At 63.6% G+C, this 13,839-nt stretch carries 16 protein-coding genes; 3 read left to right on the top strand and 13 right to left on the bottom strand.

Going from position 1 to position 13,839, the window contains the following annotated elements:
* Window positions 1–114: 114 nt before the first annotated feature.
* Window positions 115–1,392: a serine hydrolase domain-containing protein gene (locus Q0603_RS18970; protein WP_298728662.1), complete on the bottom strand. Its 1,278-nt coding sequence runs from the start codon at window positions 1,390–1,392 to the stop codon at window positions 115–117.
* 186 nt (window positions 1,393–1,578) lie between these two features.
* On the opposite strand from Q0603_RS18970, the gene Q0603_RS18965 reads away from it, so the two are divergent.
* Window positions 1,579–2,340, top strand: a complete 762-nt coding sequence (locus Q0603_RS18965; RefSeq protein WP_298728660.1) for an FCD domain-containing protein — start codon at window positions 1,579–1,581, stop codon at window positions 2,338–2,340.
* A gap of 12 nt (window positions 2,341–2,352) precedes the next feature.
* Here Q0603_RS18965 and Q0603_RS18960 read toward each other — a convergent pair whose 3' ends face one another.
* From Q0603_RS18960 to Q0603_RS18950, 3 genes are all read right to left on the bottom strand, one after another.
* Window positions 2,353–3,561 (bottom strand): branched-chain amino acid ABC transporter substrate-binding protein, encoded by a 1,209-nt coding sequence (locus tag Q0603_RS18960; RefSeq protein ID WP_298728658.1) that lies wholly within the window; start codon window positions 3,559–3,561, stop codon window positions 2,353–2,355.
* Between the two features lie 249 nt (window positions 3,562–3,810).
* Complete coding sequence (locus tag Q0603_RS18955; protein ID WP_298728656.1) at window positions 3,811–4,374, bottom strand: carboxymuconolactone decarboxylase family protein; 564 nt, start codon at window positions 4,372–4,374, stop codon at window positions 3,811–3,813.
* 81 nt (window positions 4,375–4,455) lie between these two features.
* Entirely contained in the window at window positions 4,456–4,998 is a 543-nt protein-coding gene (locus tag Q0603_RS18950) for a peroxiredoxin (RefSeq protein ID WP_298728654.1), read from the bottom strand.
* 149 nt (window positions 4,999–5,147) lie between these two features.
* Here Q0603_RS18950 and Q0603_RS18945 point away from each other — a divergent pair, with 149 nt between their 5' ends.
* Window positions 5,148–6,089, top strand: coding sequence for a hydrogen peroxide-inducible genes activator (locus tag Q0603_RS18945; RefSeq protein WP_298728652.1), 942 nt, complete (start codon window positions 5,148–5,150; stop codon window positions 6,087–6,089).
* A 4-nt stretch (window positions 6,090–6,093) separates the two neighbouring features.
* Complete coding sequence (locus Q0603_RS18940) at window positions 6,094–6,615, top strand: GNAT family N-acetyltransferase (RefSeq protein ID WP_298728650.1); 522 nt, start codon at window positions 6,094–6,096, stop codon at window positions 6,613–6,615.
* A gap of 107 nt (window positions 6,616–6,722) precedes the next feature.
* On the opposite strand, the gene Q0603_RS18935 is transcribed toward Q0603_RS18940, so the two are convergent.
* From Q0603_RS18935 to Q0603_RS18895, 9 genes are all read right to left on the bottom strand, one after another.
* Window positions 6,723–7,544, bottom strand: a complete 822-nt coding sequence (locus tag Q0603_RS18935) for a VacJ family lipoprotein (protein WP_298728648.1) — start codon at window positions 7,542–7,544, stop codon at window positions 6,723–6,725.
* Between the two features lie 149 nt (window positions 7,545–7,693).
* On the bottom strand, window positions 7,694–7,882 hold the full coding sequence (gene yacG / locus Q0603_RS18930) for a DNA gyrase inhibitor YacG (RefSeq protein WP_298728646.1): 189 nt from the start codon (window positions 7,880–7,882) through the stop codon (window positions 7,694–7,696).
* A gap of 20 nt (window positions 7,883–7,902) precedes the next feature.
* Window positions 7,903–9,483, bottom strand: a complete 1,581-nt coding sequence (locus Q0603_RS18925; RefSeq protein WP_298728644.1) for a ribonuclease E/G — start codon at window positions 9,481–9,483, stop codon at window positions 7,903–7,905.
* A gap of 8 nt (window positions 9,484–9,491) precedes the next feature.
* The gene (locus Q0603_RS18920; RefSeq protein WP_298728642.1) at window positions 9,492–10,088 is read right to left on the bottom strand and encodes a nucleoside triphosphate pyrophosphatase; all 597 of its coding nucleotides are present in this window, start codon (window positions 10,086–10,088) and stop codon (window positions 9,492–9,494) included.
* Between the two features lie 19 nt (window positions 10,089–10,107).
* Window positions 10,108–10,326: a translation initiation factor IF-1 gene (infA, locus tag Q0603_RS18915; protein ID WP_144067704.1), complete on the bottom strand. Its 219-nt coding sequence runs from the start codon at window positions 10,324–10,326 to the stop codon at window positions 10,108–10,110.
* A 153-nt stretch (window positions 10,327–10,479) separates the two neighbouring features.
* Window positions 10,480–11,034 (bottom strand): hypothetical protein, encoded by a 555-nt coding sequence (locus tag Q0603_RS18910; protein ID WP_298728640.1) that lies wholly within the window; start codon window positions 11,032–11,034, stop codon window positions 10,480–10,482.
* Between the two features lie 95 nt (window positions 11,035–11,129).
* A complete protein-coding gene (locus Q0603_RS18905; protein ID WP_298728638.1) occupies window positions 11,130–12,359 on the bottom strand; it encodes a GAF domain-containing sensor histidine kinase in 1,230 nt (409 codons plus the stop codon).
* Window positions 12,360–12,503: 144 nt separating this feature from the next.
* Entirely contained in the window at window positions 12,504–13,253 is a 750-nt protein-coding gene (locus Q0603_RS18900; protein ID WP_298728636.1) for an SIMPL domain-containing protein, read from the bottom strand.
* A 131-nt stretch (window positions 13,254–13,384) separates the two neighbouring features.
* Complete coding sequence (locus Q0603_RS18895) at window positions 13,385–13,837, bottom strand: arsenate reductase ArsC (RefSeq protein ID WP_298728633.1); 453 nt, start codon at window positions 13,835–13,837, stop codon at window positions 13,385–13,387.
* Between the last annotated feature and the right edge of the window lie 2 nt (window positions 13,838–13,839).

Raw genomic sequence — 13,839 nt, 5'->3', positions numbered from 1 at the left:
CTCCATCCTTATTTTCGTTACGGCGGTTTTTGGTCCGCCGATTCGCCGCGCCGCGGCGAATTTCGTTATCAGCTCTGTCCGCCGTCGATCGTGCTCCCGATCACTTGGCGCCAATCACTTCACGATGGCGGCGTAGATCATGTCGCGCACGGCGGCGCGGTAATGCAGGCGCTGCTTGGGCGATTGCATCATGAAGATGACGAACATCTCCTCTTCCGGATCGACCCAGAAATAGGTGCCGCCCGCACCGCCCCAGTAGTAATCGCCCTCGCTGCCGGGATGCGGCGAAACGCCGTCATCGAGGCGCACGCCGAAACCAAGCCCGAAGCCATAGCCCGGACCGGGCAGATAATACGGGCCGGGCTTGACGCCCTGCCCCATATGGTCGCTGGTCATGTAGGCCACCGTGCGCGGGCTGAGATAACGCCTGCCGTCCAGCTCGCCGCCATTGAGCAGCATCTGCAGAAAGCGCGCATAATCCATCGCCGTGCCGACCAGACCGCCGCCGCCGGATTCCCATTTCCCGGCGACGCGGGGATCGAAGAACATCACGCCGCCGCCCAGGCTGCGATCATCCTGAAACGGCTCTGCGATACGCTCCTGCTGCTTCGCATCGGTCACCGCAAATGCGGTATCGGGCATGCCGAGCGGATCGAACAGCCGGGTCCTGAAGGATTGCGACAGCGGCACGCCATCGACGACCTCGATGACGCGGCCCAGCACATCGGTCGAGTAGCTGTAGTCCCAGATGGTGCCGGGATGATAGGCGAGCGGCTGCTTGGCGATCAGCTCGACGAATTCGGCATTGGTGTAGTCGCCGCTTTGCAGGTTCTCGCGATAGAGCTGCTTCACCGCGCCTTCGCCGAAGAAGCCGTAGGTAAAGCCGGAAGTATGGCGCAGCAGATCCTGCAGGCTGATCGGCCGGCGCGCGGGTATGAGTTCGAAACTCGGCTTGCCGCCGGCCTCTGCTGCGGGCGTTTCGACGCCGACCTGCATCTTGGCCAGGGACGGCAGATATTTCGCCGCCGGATCGCTGAGCGTCATCCGGCCTTCTTCCACCAGCATCATCGCCGTCACCGAAGTGATCGGCTTGGTCATTGAATAGATGCGGAAGATCGAATCGCGCCGCATCGGCGCCTTGGTCGCCGGGTCCTGGATGCCGAACGCCTCGAAATAGGCGATCTTGCCTTCCCGCGCGACCAGCAGCACGGCGCCGGGGATCATCTGTTTTTCGATATCGGCCCGTAATTTGGCTTCGAAGCGCGCGAGGCGCTCGCTGGAGAGACCGACCGCTTCAGGCTGCGTCCTTGGCAAATCCGCCGCAACGGCTCCGGTGAGGGCGCCGACAACAAGACAGACTCCGAGGCCCAGCGTCACGATGAACGCTTTCATGGTTTCCTCCCTCGTGCGAGCCTCACCTTGATGGGTGGGACACCGCTTTCTTGTCTTCGTCTTGGCGTATATGATTGTCGGACAATCCGACGCGAGTCAACGAAACGATTGCGTGAGTTCTCCCGTCATGTGACAAACACGCTGCAACCGGCAGCGCGATTCGGCGATCCCGGTGAGGGGGAGTAAATGTCTGAGTCGGTGGAGAAATTTTCCCGTATTACGCCTACGCCGGCCTACCAGATGGTCGCCGAGGCGATCGAGCGCGAAATACTGTCGGGTCGATTGCGTCCCGGCGATCCGATCGGCACTGAAGCAGAATTGGTGCGGCAGTTCGGCGTGAACCGCTCCACGGTGCGCGAAGGCATCCGCCTGCTGGAGCATGGCGGTCTGGTGCAGCGCGATTCCAGCCGCCGGCTTTCCGTCGGCCTGCCGCATTACAATCGACTGGCGACGCGCGTCACCCGCGCGCTGGTGCTGCATCAGGTGACCTTCCGTGAATTGTTCGAGGCCACCATGGCGCTGAGCCTTGCGTCCATCGAACTCGCGGTCGAGCGCGCCTCCAATGAAGAGATCGAAGCGCTGGAAGCGAATATCGCCGCCACCGAAGCGGTGATCGACGATCACGCGGCGATTGCGGCGCTGGATTCGGAATTCCACATCCTGCTGGAAAAGACCGGCCGCAACCGCGTGCTGGAACTGGCGCGCGAGCCTTCCAACATGCTGATCCATCCGACCACGCATGCCGCGCTGGGCGGCACGCCGCATGGTCCGCGCCGCCTGATCGAAGCGCATCGCATGCTGGTCAAGGCGATCCGCGAGCGCGACAAGGAGATGGCGCGGCTATGGACCCGCCGCCATCTGAATGACTGGCGCAAGGGCTTCGAGAAGGCCGGGATGGATCTCGATCAGCCGATCGATGCTGTCACGATGCCGCATGCAATGGCCTGACCGGGGTCAAGCTCACATTCTGCAGGTGGTCGGCAGCGCGGTCTGGGCCGCCGGCACCATGCCCGCGGTCTTCCAGCCCCAGCCGGTTTTCTCTTCATCGTATGTCATGCCCGGCTCCAGCGGGCCGAAGGACGCAATGTAGAGATCCTGCAGCACCTGATGGTCGGCTTTGCGCATCAGCGCCTCGCCGCCATACATGGTCTTGCGTGTGGCGCCGCTCATCGCCTGCGCGATTTTCAGCGGCTCAGTGCTGCCGCTGCGCTCCACGGCATCCTTCAGCATCTCCATCGCAAGGCGAATGCGCGGCACGTTGAAGCTGCCGCCGAAGCGGGCGAGATACTCGGCTTCGATTGCATCGGCCTGCAGCAGGTTGGCATGGCCCTCAATCACCGCAAAAACGCGATGCGCAAGGCCGGTCTGGCGCACCGCCGTCGGACTGCCGATGCCGCTGGCATAATAGGTATACCAGGCAGCCTGCAGGCCTGAATCGGCTGCGGCCTTTAAGAGCAGCGCAAGGTCGCTGCCCCAGTTGCCGGTGATCACGCTGTCAGCGCCGCTCGCCTTGATCTTCACGACATAGGGCGAGAAATCGGTGATCTTCGCCAGCGGATGCAATTCGTCACCCACAATCTCGATATCCGGCCGCTCGGCTTTGAGCATGGCCGCTGCCGCGGCGCGCACCGCCTGGCCGAAGGAATAATCCTGGTTGATCAGATAGACCTTGCGGATCTGCTTCTGGCCGCCGATGAACCTGGCCAGCGCCAGCATCTTCATGTCAGTATGCGCATCGAAGCGGAAATGCGCGCTGGAGCATTTCTCATTGGTCAGCACCGGATCGCCGGCGGCGTAGTTCAGGTAGATCACCTCGCGGCCGGGATTGCGCTCGTTATGCTTGGCGATGAAATCAACCAGGGCGGCCGCGGCCGAGGAGCCATTGCCCTGCGCGATGATGCGAATGCCGGCATCGACCGCCTTCTGCGCCTGGATCAGCGTTTCCTGCGGCGACAGCTTGTTGTCGAAGCCGGTGATTTCAAAACGGAGCTGCGGCGTACTGAGACGTTCCGCCATGAACCTGAAATGATTCAGGCCGTTCTGCGTGACCGCCGCCGCCGGACCGGACAGCGGATCGATGAAGGCGATGCGGACGGTTGTCGGGCCTGCTATCTGGGCTTGGGCGGTAACGGAGAGGAAAACAACAGTGAGGAAGGCGAGAACGCGCATGGATGCTCCTGCAGCAATATGTGCGGGAGCCTAGTAAGAAACGCCGCCGACGCAAGCCGCGGCAGATGCAGTTCGCTTCACACTATCTGAGATCGATTCGATGCGCCCGTGATGCATTGGCGGCGGAAAAATAAAAAGGGTGCCGCCTGGGATGGGCGGCACCCTGTGGGCTATCCGGGCGGAGGGGCGGGAGGCCCGGACAGATTCTGTCTGGAAAGACAGAAGCTTTAGCGTATCTACACCTGTTTTTTACGCGGCCTGGGCAGCGCCGGCGCCCTGCATGGCAGCTTCGCCATCGAGCACTGCGGCCACCGCATGCACCACGGCGGCAATGCGCACGGCCTGCTGCACCTGCTCTTCGGTCAGGCCATGCTTGCGCAGCTGCGCCTCATGGCTTTCGACGCACATGCCGCAGCCATTAACGGCGGAGACGGCCAGCGACCAGAGCTCGAAATCGACCTTGTCGACGCCGGGCTTGCCGATCACGTTCATGCGCAGCTTGGCCGGCAGCGACTTGTAGTTCGCGCTCGGCTCATGCGCCATCATGTGGACAAAGCGGTAGTAGATGTTGTTCATGCCCATGATGGCGGCGGCGGCTTTGGCAGCGGTCAGCGCCTCTTCCGACAACTTGGGACCGAATTCGGCGAGCAATTCCTGGATCACCACCGGCTGGCGCGAGGCCAGGGCGGTCGCAATGAACGTGCCAGCGCGCTGCTGCTCGGTCAGGCCCGGCTCGGTGGCCAGCGAGCCCAAATTCAGCTTGAGATCGCGGGCATATTCGGGAAGGCGGTTCTTCAGGCTCTCGAGGCTCATGGCGGAACTCCTCTTACTCTTTTTATTCGTTGGAGCGGTCGGCCCGCCGCCGGTGTGACGGCGGGCCTTCCGTTTGCCGCATTAGGCGGCGGGCTTGAGGACTTCTTCGCCCTTCTGCCAGTTGCAGGGGCAAAGCTCGTCGGTCTGCAGAGCGTCGAGCACGCGCAGAACTTCCTGCGGGTTGCGGCCGACGCTGAGGTCGTTCACCGAGACGAAGCGGATGACGCCTTCCGGATCGACGATGAAGGTGGCGCGCAGGCAGACGCCCTCGGCCTTGTCGAGGATGCCGAGCTGCTGGCTGAGCTCACGCTTGATGTCGGCGAGCATGGCAAACGGCAGATCCTTCAGATCCGCATGGTTGTTGCGCCACGCCAGGTGGACATATTCGGAGTCAGTCGACACGCCGTAGATCACCGCGTCGCGATCGTTGAACTCGCCGTTCAGCTTGCCGAAGGCAGCGATCTCTGTCGGGCAGACGAAGGTGAAATCCTTCGGCCAGAAGAAGACGACCTTCCACTTGCCCTTGTCGGACTCATTCGAAATGTCGGTGAAGGCCTTCTTCGGGTCGGTAGACACGACGGCCTTGAGGTTGAAGGCAGGGAACTTGTCGCCAATGGTCAACATGAGAAAACGCTCCTCTCTTGAGTAACAAAAAGTCTGGGGCAGCGAGCCTGGTCAGCGCCCGCTGAAGTCATTACTACCCGGATTGCCGATCATCGTTCCAACGGATAATTCCGTTGAAACTGATCGACTATTCCGATTAAACTGCCGCCATGATCAACCTTCCTACCCTGCGGCAGTGGCGTTACCTGGTGGCTTTGGCGGAAATCCGCCATTTCGGCAAAGCTGCCGAGGCCTGTTTCGTCACCCAGTCGACGCTCTCCGCCGGCATCCAGGAACTGGAAACGCAGCTGGACGCCGCTTTGGTCGACCGCACGAAAAGAAAAGTTGTGCTGACCCCCTTGGGAGAGGAACTGGCCAGCCGGGCGCGCGAGCTGCTGCGCGAGGCGGAGGAGATGGTGCTGCTGGCCCGCGCGGCCTCGGCGCCCCTGACCGGGCCGCTGCGGCTGGGGGTCATTCCCACGATCTCGCCCTTCCTGCTGCCACGGGTGCTGCCGTCGCTGCGCAAGCGCTTCCCCGAGCTGAAGCTGTTTTTGCGCGAGGACCTGACCCTGCGGCTGATCGACCAGTTGCAGGCCGGCAAGCTCGACCTGCTGCTGATCGCGCTGCCTTTCGAGGCCGGCGCGCTGGATACCCTGCCGCTTTTCGATGACGAATTCCTGGTGGCCTGCCGCTCGGACAATCCGCTGGCCAATCGCGCCAGCGTGAAGCTGGATGACCTGGCCGACAGCAACTTGCTGCTGCTGGAAGACGGCCATTGCCTGCGCGATCACGCGCTGGCCGCCTGCCGCCTGCCGCCCTCGCCGCGCCGCGACGGCTTTGCCGCCACCTCGCTGCACACTTTGGTGCAGATGGTCGATAGCGGTCTGGGCATCACCCTGCTGCCGCAGCTGGCGCTCGATGCCGGCGTGCTGCGTGGCACCGATGTGGTCACCCGGCCGCTCGGCACTGGAAAGAAGGGCGAGGCAGCGCGCCAGATCGGCCTCGCCTGGCGGCGCGGCACGCAGCGCGCCAAGGAATTCCAGCTTTTCGGCGAAGCCCTGGTCGCCGCAATCCACCAAACCTCCGAACCCGCCCCAGCGAAGAGAGCCTGAACCGATGCCCAAGACCCTGATCCGCCCGGCAACGCCGGAGGATGCCGTCACCATTGTCGACCTGGTGAAGGCGCTGGCGATCTACGAAAAAGAGCCGCTGACCAGCGTCAAGATCACGCCCGAGGATGTGCTGCGCGATGGTTTCGGGCCGCAGAAGCGCTTCGAGGCGCTGATCGCCGAACTGGACGGCGAACCGGTCGGCTTTGCGCTGTTCTTCCACAATTACTCGACCTGGGAAGGCCGCGCGGGCCTGTTCATCGAGGATCTGTTCGTGCTGGAACGCGCCCGCGGCCATGGCCTGGGCCGCCAGATGATCACGGCGCTGGCGGCGATTGCCGATTCACGTGGCTGCCGCCGGCTGGAACTGAATGTGCTGGACTGGAATCCGACGCGCGATTTCTATCACCGGCTTGGCATCAATCATCTGAAGGAATGGCTGCCCTACCGCATGACGCAGCCGGCCATCGCAGCTTTGGGCGCGGAGGCCGATCCGGCCTGGTTCCCTGCACTCGGCAAGATCAAATAAAGCCGTCGCCCTGGATCAGGCCCGGGGCGATGAACATATCTTGAGCACAAACGAAAACGGCGCGCCGCTTTCGCTGGCGCGCCGTCGTGATTCGAAAACCTGACGGTTTACTTGACCGATTTGATCTCGATATCAGTGCTCACTTCCGCCTTGTGGCTGAGCGCCGGCGAAACCGGCGGATGCGGCGAGCGGCGGTTGCTGATCTCGTCGGCGCGGCGCTGGCGATAGACGCTGCGCAGCGTGACGTAATAGTCGAGCGAGGTGCGCTCCAGGTTATCCAGCGTCTCCAGCAGCTCGGCGCGGCTGTCGATGCCGGTCAGCGCGGCGCGGGCGTAAATCCATTCTTCCTGGTCGGTGTTGTTCAGATACCAGTTGAGCGGATCGGCCACCGAGTCGACGGCCAGGCCAGCGAGGTCGCGCGGGTTGGACGGGCCGAGCACCGGGATGAAGAGATAGGGGCCTTCGCCGCTGCCCCAGACCGCCAGGGTCTGGCCGAAATCTTCGGTATGCGGCTCAATGCCGAACCACTTGTCGGCAGCATCATAGAAGCCCAGCACGCCAATGGTGGAGTTGATGCCGAAACGGGCAAGCGTGTTGCCGGCGCGCCCGGTTTCACCCTGCAGCAGGTCGTTGGCCAGGATCACCGGCGAGCGCAGGTTGATCAGCGCGCTGCGGATGCCGGTACGGACCGGATCGGGCACCAGCATCTGATAGGTGAAGGCAACCGGCTTGAGCAGGAAGTGGTCGATCACCTGATGCAGCTCGAACATCGCGCGGTTCACCGGCTCAAGCGGATCGTTCACGGCGTCGAAATCGGCACGGGCCTGCGGATCTGCCGGCGGCGTGGCACAGCCTGCGAGAAGAGCGGTGGAAAGCACGATGGCAAGCGGGAGGCTCTTCCACTTGGACGTGCGCAACGCAACGGGCATGCTTATAGGACCTCTTATAGTTCTTAGGCTTAGGTTATCCGGCATCGCACAAAGACTGGCAAGCCGAATCCCGCCATGGAGCCCTCAACCGAGCCGGGCACGGAGTTTTTGCCGGAACTGGTGCAGTTCTGCAACAGCAGTTGCTGTGATTAGTGAAGGCGGTCACTTGTTTGGGGGTCGGTATCTTCCTCGTCCGGGTCGTCCGTCTCTATCGCAGGTATAGAATAAGACCCCTTAAGCCACCGGTGCAGATCAACATCGGCGCAGCGGCCCGAGCAGAACGGGGTATGCTGGGGCACCGAGGGCTTTCCGCATATCGGGCAGGTTTTGGCGGTCATCGGATCGACGATCCCTGAACTCAGCGATCCCTGCGGGACACCTGGAAGGCCTCGCGGCGGCGACCCGGCTCCGGCTTCACATGAACGACGGCGCCGATCTGGCGTTCCAGCCGGCTGCGCAAATCGGCATCGAGCAGGGCGGCGACATCCGGCGCGCAGGCGATTTCCAGCTTCACGCCGGGCGGACTGGAAGCCGCTTCGCGCCAGGCGCGGCGCAGCAGCTCGGCCAGCACCGCCGGCAGGGAGGGCAGCTGCCCGTCGCCGTCGCAGGTGGGGCAGGCTTCGAACAGTCGTGCCGAAAGAGGCTCGCCGGTGCGCTTGCGCGTCATCTCGACCAGGCCCAGCGCCGACATGCCGAGCACCTTGGTGGAGGCAGGATCCTTCGCCAAGGCCTGGCGCAGCGCATTGACCACGCGCGAGCGATAGGCGGCGTTTTCCATATGCAGGAAGTCGATGACGATGATCCCGCCGATGTCGCGCAGGCGCAGCTGGCGGGCAATCTCGGCAGCGGCTTCGAGATTGATCTTCAGCGCCACTTCCTCGAAGGCATTGCCGCGGGCGCTGGCCCGTCCGGAATCCACGTCGATGGCGGTCAGCGCCTCGGTTTCGCCAAAGACGATGGAGCCGCCCGACGGCAGCGCGACGCGGCGGGCGAGCGCGTCCGCGATATCCTGCTCGATGTCGAACAGATCGAACAGACCCGCCGGATCATCGAAACGTTCCAGGCGGCCGACATAATCGGGCGCATGCTCGAACAGCCAGGCGCGCGCTTCGGCGAAGCCTTGCGCGGCATTGACGCGGATGCGGTCCAGCTTCGCCCCGACATAGTTGCGCAGCGCGCGTCCGACCGGGCCCATTTCGCGCCACAGTTCGGCCGGCACATCGGAACTGGCTGCGGCCCTGTTGCGGCGTTCTTCGATGGCGATCCAGCGCGCCTGCAGCCGCTGCAGATCGGCGGCGAGTTCTTCCTTGCTGACGCCCTCGGCATTGGCATTGACGACGCAGCCCATGGATTTGCGCCGGTCGCCCACGCGGCGCTCTTCGCCATCATAGGGCGTGGTGCGGGCGGAGCGGCGGTCGCCCACGCGGCGCTGCAAGCGGGCAGCGACTTCCAGCGGCGTCTGATCGGCGAGCGCCAGCAAACTCTGCATCACCGCGGCCAGGCGCATGCGTTCGGCATCCTGCACGATGCGCTTGGTGACCCGCACGGCCCTGTCGAAAGGCGTCAGTGACAGGAAGCGGCCAGGCAACGCGATCTGGCAGGTAAGCTTGACGCCCTTCTCGCCAACCGGATCGCGGATCACCTGCACGAGGATGGTTTCGCCTTCATGCAGGATCTGCTCGATCGGCTTGTCGCCCGCCTTGCCATCGGCGCCATTGACCAGATCGTCGCGGCCGAGGAAGCCATCGCGGCTCAGCCCGATATCGACATAAGCGGCCTGCAGGCCCTTTTCGATGCGGCGCACGCGGCCCAGGAAGATGGCGCCAAGCGCGGAGTCACGTTCCGGGCGCTCCAGATCGAGATGGACCAGGCGGTCATCCTCGACCAGCGCGATCCGCGTCTCGGTCAGCCCTACATCGATCAGCAGCTCGTTGGCCATCGAATCACTTATAGCCGCTTTTCCGGCCAAAGCGGATAGCCGTAGCCGGCCAGCAATTTGGCGGTTTCCGACAGCGGCAGGCCGACCACGTTGGAATAGGAACCGCCAAGCCAGGTGACAAACTGATCGGCGCGGCCCTGAATGGCGTAGCCGCCGGCTTTGCCCTCACCCTCGCCGCATTGCACATAGCCATCGATCTCAGCATCCGACAGCCGTTTGAATTTCACGATGGTTTCAACGAGCCGCTGCGCCTGGCGGCCATCGGGATGGCGCAGCACCAGGCCAGTCAGCACCCGGTGCCGCCGCCCCGACAGAAGCGAAAGACAGCGCCGCACGTCCTGCGGATTTTCGGCCTTGGGCAGAATACGGCGGCCCAGCGCAACGACCGTATCGGCGGCCAGCACCAGCGCATCCACGCGCTGCGCAGCCACGGCAGCAGCCTTCTCGGCCGCAAGGCGCAGGGCCAGTTGACGGGGCAATTCGCCTTTTCGCGGCGTTTCATCGAGTTCCGCCGGCAGGACCGCCGCCGGCGTGACGCCAATCTGCGCCAGCAGATCGCGCCGGCGCGGCGAGGCCGAGGCCAGGACGAGCGGAAGCGCGACCATGGAGCCTCGGCGGTAGGCTTTACTTGAAGCGGAAGGTGATGCGACCCTTGGTCAGGTCGTAAGGGGTCATTTCCACCATGACCTTGTCGCCGGCCAAAACGCGGATCCGGTTCTTGCGCATTTTGCCCGAGGTATGCGCCAGCACCTCATGTCCGTTGTCCAACTTGACCCGGAACATTGCGTTGGGCAGCAACTCGTCGACAACGCCGGGAAATTCCAGCAATTCTTCCTTGGCCATTCCGCCTCTAGCTAATGGGTAATTTTCCGCGCCGGGGATCGGCGCGGCGTTGGAACATGCGCGCCCGGGGGTGGAAAATCAAGCGGGTGCGGTGCCGAACCCGTGCACTTTGCGAACAAGACTGGAACGCGGGCGCGATATCCGGCGCTGGCCCTACTCCACTTCGATGCGGATCGCCGACCAGACCAGCTTGGCATCGTCCTTGGCGTCGCCGCCTTGCGGGATGACCACCCAGATTGGACCGCGGCCGCCCAGGCCGAGATAGCGGTCATCGGCCTTCACCGCCAGCAGCACGGCACCGCTGTCGATCTCCTGCTTCGTCAGCTCGGCGGCATAGCCGTCGATGGCGAAGATTTTCACCTTGCTGCCTTGCGCGCCCGCCGCCTTCAGCACATCGCGCAGCTGCGGGCCTTCGAATTTATAGGCCTTCGGCCAGGCGTCGTATTTCGCCGTCAGTGTCTGCATGCCCAGCTTTTCCAGCATGGCGAGATCGAAGGCGGCGGCCTTGTCGAAACTGACATCGTTGAACTTGAAGAAGGCGTCTTCGAACTGATCCAGCGCGCCGCGATTGGCATTGGCGATCTTGCCGTGCACGGTGAGCACCACCGGACCGGCCGGCGTGGCGAGATCCGCGCCGGAAGCGGTCTGCGCCAGCATGGTCACGGCGAACAGCAGACCCGCAAGCGATGCAGCAATCTGACGGAACATCGATTTTCCCCCATATCGTGGACCAGTTAGCCTGTCCGCTACCGGTTTAGCGAACTCTGGTTACGGAAGTGTGTCGCCGCCGTCCAGCGGAAAAGTCAGCGCGGGTGCTGGCGCGGGAAGATCATCGTGGCGGTGGTGCCCGAGCCCAGTTCGCTGTCGATGGTCAGGCGTCCGCCATGCAGGCCCATGAGACGGCGCGAGATCGCCAGGCCAAGGCCGGTGCCCTGACGGCGCTGGTTCTTCGGTCCCGCCTGGTAGAAAGCCTCGCCCAGCCGGACGAGATCGCTGGGCGCGATGCCCGGCCCGTCATCGACGATGCTGATTCGCACCTCGCGCATATCGGCGGAGCCGCGCACAACGATCCGGCCTTCCTCGGGGGTGAATTTGATTGCATTGGAGATCAGGTTCAGCAGCACCTGACGCACTGCGCTGCGGTCAGCGCGCAGCTCCGGCAGGTTGTGCAGCGAGGCATCCATCACCAGCGACTGATCTTTCTGCCGCGCCTGGGGCAGCAGCAGCGAGATCACCACATCGGCCTCGTCGACGATCTTCAGCCGGTCCAGCGTCAGGGTCATCTTGCCGGCTTCGATGCGGCTGAGATCGAGGATGGAGTTGATCACCTCCAGCAGATGCTGGCCCGCCTGGCGGATCAGCCCGGCATAATCCTTGTAAGACGCATGCCCGAGCGGCCCATAGGCTTCGCTTTCCATCATCTCGGCGAAGCCGATCACCGCATTGAGCGGCGTGCGCAGTTCATGGCTCATGAAGGCGAGGAATTCGCCTTTGGAACGGGAGGCCAGCATGGCCTCCTCGCGGGCAGCCTCGGTCTCGACCAAGGCGCGATGCAGCTCCAGCGCGTCGGTGACCAGAGCCGCAAAATCGCGCAGCCGGCTGCGCGACAGGTCGTTGAAGCTCCGCGCCACGGTATCGAAGATCGCCAGCGTGCCGATGCGCTGGCCTTCCATGCTGACCAGCGGCGCGCCCGCATAAAACCGCAGGCCGCCTCCCTGCACATAGGGATTGTCGGCAAAGCGATCGTCCATCGACGCATCTTCGACGACGCAGACCTCGTCCTGCAAAATCGCCCAGGAGCAGAATCCATGCTCGCGCGGGACTTCGCGGACATCGATGCCGATATGCGACTTGAACCAGATGCGGTCGGAATCGACCAGGGAAACCATCGCGCCGGTGGTGCCGAAAATATGCGCCGCCAGCTTCACCAGACGATCGAAACGCGGATCGTATGGCGTGTCGAGGATGGCGAAGCGGTGCAGCGCGTCGAGGCGCGCCTCTTCGTCCGGCGGGAAGGGTGCGGCGGTAGCCAAGGAAGGGAGTCCTTTCAGGCCGTCTTTGATAGAGACAGCCCCGTTCCCTCGCAAGTCCTTACGGCATGCTGCCGTCACACCGGTATCGATCCGATGCCGAGATTTTCGACAGAGCGATACCGGCGCGATACATCCCTGGTTTGGTTAATTGCGACGAAGGATCGCCTCGCCATCGACGGTGACGGAAACGGTCTGCTCGCCGGCCGCCGCAACCGGCGCCGCGGCAGCGGTCATGCCCTCGGCGCGCATCGCCTTCATCATCATCGGCCGCGGGATGATGCCGCCGTTCAGTCCGACCCGCGCCCAACCGGCAAAGCGCAGGCCAAGCGCTGCCGCCGCCTTCTCTGCCCGCGCGGTCAGCCGCTGCAACGCTTCGGTGAACAGCTCATCCTGCAGCCCCCGCTGCTGCTCGCGTGAAACGGCGTAGCCAAGTTCCTGCAGCAGCAGGCCGTCATTTTGCAGCGCGCCGACGGCTTCCAGCAGCTTGGCGTCATCCTTGGCGGTGACGATCAGGCTTTGCTGGGCGCGCCAGACCGGCGCAGGCGGCTTGCTGCCGGCCGGCAGGTTCTGCGGCCGCGGCGGCGTCTCCTGGTAGGTGTTGTAGCCGCCGGTCTCTACTTCCAGTCCCAGCGAACGCACCTTGGCCAGCGCCTTGGTCATTGCGGCATTCACCGCATTCTGCGCATCGGCCGCCTGTTCGGAACTGGCCTGCGCCATCAGCCGCGCGCGAATGGTATCCGGCGTGACATCGCGCTCTGCCGTCTCGCTCAAATTCAGCAGCGTGGCGTCATCGGGCAGATTGCGCTGGGTCTGCGCCAGAGTCGAATCGGAAAAGGCCGCGGCGGCGACGATGGTGGCAAGCGCAAGAGCGGGGATGAGGCGGCGAGATGCCATGTCGATTCTCCAGATCACGTTTTCGCGCAGCATAGCCGAAAAACCATGGCGACTTTACGGCAGCTTATGATGAATGGCCGTTAACCGAAGAGCGGTCTTAAGTGCCGGGGGATGTCTGGCCAATTCGCAGATCAGATTCCAGGCACACCGATCGCCGGCTTGGTGAAGCGGGCACGGATCCGCTTCTGCAGGAAATCGCGCACCTCGCGATAGGCGGCCAGGCGCTGCTCGCGCGTGCCTTCCACCACGGTGGGATCGAAGGTATGCCAAAACTCGACATCGCAGGCCATGGTGCGTGTCATCTCGACAGCGGTGTGCTGCGCCTCGGGCGACAGCGAGATGATCAGGTCGAAGGAGCTGTCTTCCAGATCGTCGAAGCTTTTGGGGCGATGTTTGGTGATGTCGATGCCGATCTCATCCATCACCTCGACGGCCAGCGGATCGACCGGCTGTTTGCGCACGCCGACCGAGTCGACGAAGATCTGCTTCGGGTACAATGCCTTCAGCATGCCCTCGGCCATCGGGGAGCGGACGCTGTTCATGGTGCAACAGAACAGCACGCTGCCGGGAAGCCGATCGCTCATCG

The sequence above is a fragment of the uncultured Ferrovibrio sp. genome (assembly GCF_937960835.1).
GTDB lineage: Bacteria > Pseudomonadota > Alphaproteobacteria > Ferrovibrionales > Ferrovibrionaceae > Ferrovibrio.
Note: the sequence above shows the minus strand (reverse complement) of the source record. Positions and strands in the feature narration are given on the sequence as shown.

What these genes read in the sequence shown, in the direction of transcription:
- Q0603_RS18970 (WP_298728662.1), bottom strand. Translation starts at nt 1,392, where the DNA reads ATGAAAGCGTTCATCGTGACGCTGGGCCTCGGAGTCTGTCTTGTTGTC.
- Q0603_RS18965 (WP_298728660.1), top strand. Translation starts at nt 1,579, where the DNA reads ATGTCTGAGTCGGTGGAGAAATTTTCCCGTATTACGCCTACGCCGGCC.
- Q0603_RS18960 (WP_298728658.1), bottom strand. Translation starts at nt 3,561, where the DNA reads ATGCGCGTTCTCGCCTTCCTCACTGTTGTTTTCCTCTCCGTTACCGCC.
- Q0603_RS18955 (WP_298728656.1), bottom strand. Translation starts at nt 4,374, where the DNA reads ATGAGCCTCGAGAGCCTGAAGAACCGCCTTCCCGAATATGCCCGCGAT.
- Q0603_RS18950 (WP_298728654.1), bottom strand. Translation starts at nt 4,998, where the DNA reads ATGTTGACCATTGGCGACAAGTTCCCTGCCTTCAACCTCAAGGCCGTC.
- Q0603_RS18945 (WP_298728652.1), top strand. Translation starts at nt 5,148, where the DNA reads ATGATCAACCTTCCTACCCTGCGGCAGTGGCGTTACCTGGTGGCTTTG.
- Q0603_RS18940 (WP_298728650.1), top strand. Translation starts at nt 6,094, where the DNA reads ATGCCCAAGACCCTGATCCGCCCGGCAACGCCGGAGGATGCCGTCACC.
- Q0603_RS18935 (WP_298728648.1), bottom strand. Translation starts at nt 7,544, where the DNA reads ATGCCCGTTGCGTTGCGCACGTCCAAGTGGAAGAGCCTCCCGCTTGCC.
- yacG (WP_298728646.1), bottom strand. Translation starts at nt 7,882, where the DNA reads ATGACCGCCAAAACCTGCCCGATATGCGGAAAGCCCTCGGTGCCCCAG.
- Q0603_RS18925 (WP_298728644.1), bottom strand. Translation starts at nt 9,483, where the DNA reads ATGGCCAACGAGCTGCTGATCGATGTAGGGCTGACCGAGACGCGGATC.
- Q0603_RS18920 (WP_298728642.1), bottom strand. Translation starts at nt 10,088, where the DNA reads ATGGTCGCGCTTCCGCTCGTCCTGGCCTCGGCCTCGCCGCGCCGGCGC.
- infA (WP_144067704.1), bottom strand. Translation starts at nt 10,326, where the DNA reads ATGGCCAAGGAAGAATTGCTGGAATTTCCCGGCGTTGTCGACGAGTTG.
- Q0603_RS18910 (WP_298728640.1), bottom strand. Translation starts at nt 11,034, where the DNA reads ATGTTCCGTCAGATTGCTGCATCGCTTGCGGGTCTGCTGTTCGCCGTG.
- Q0603_RS18900 (WP_298728636.1), bottom strand. Translation starts at nt 13,253, where the DNA reads ATGGCATCTCGCCGCCTCATCCCCGCTCTTGCGCTTGCCACCATCGTC.
- Q0603_RS18895 (WP_298728633.1), bottom strand. Translation starts at nt 13,837, where the DNA reads ATGAGCGATCGGCTTCCCGGCAGCGTGCTGTTCTGTTGCACCATGAAC.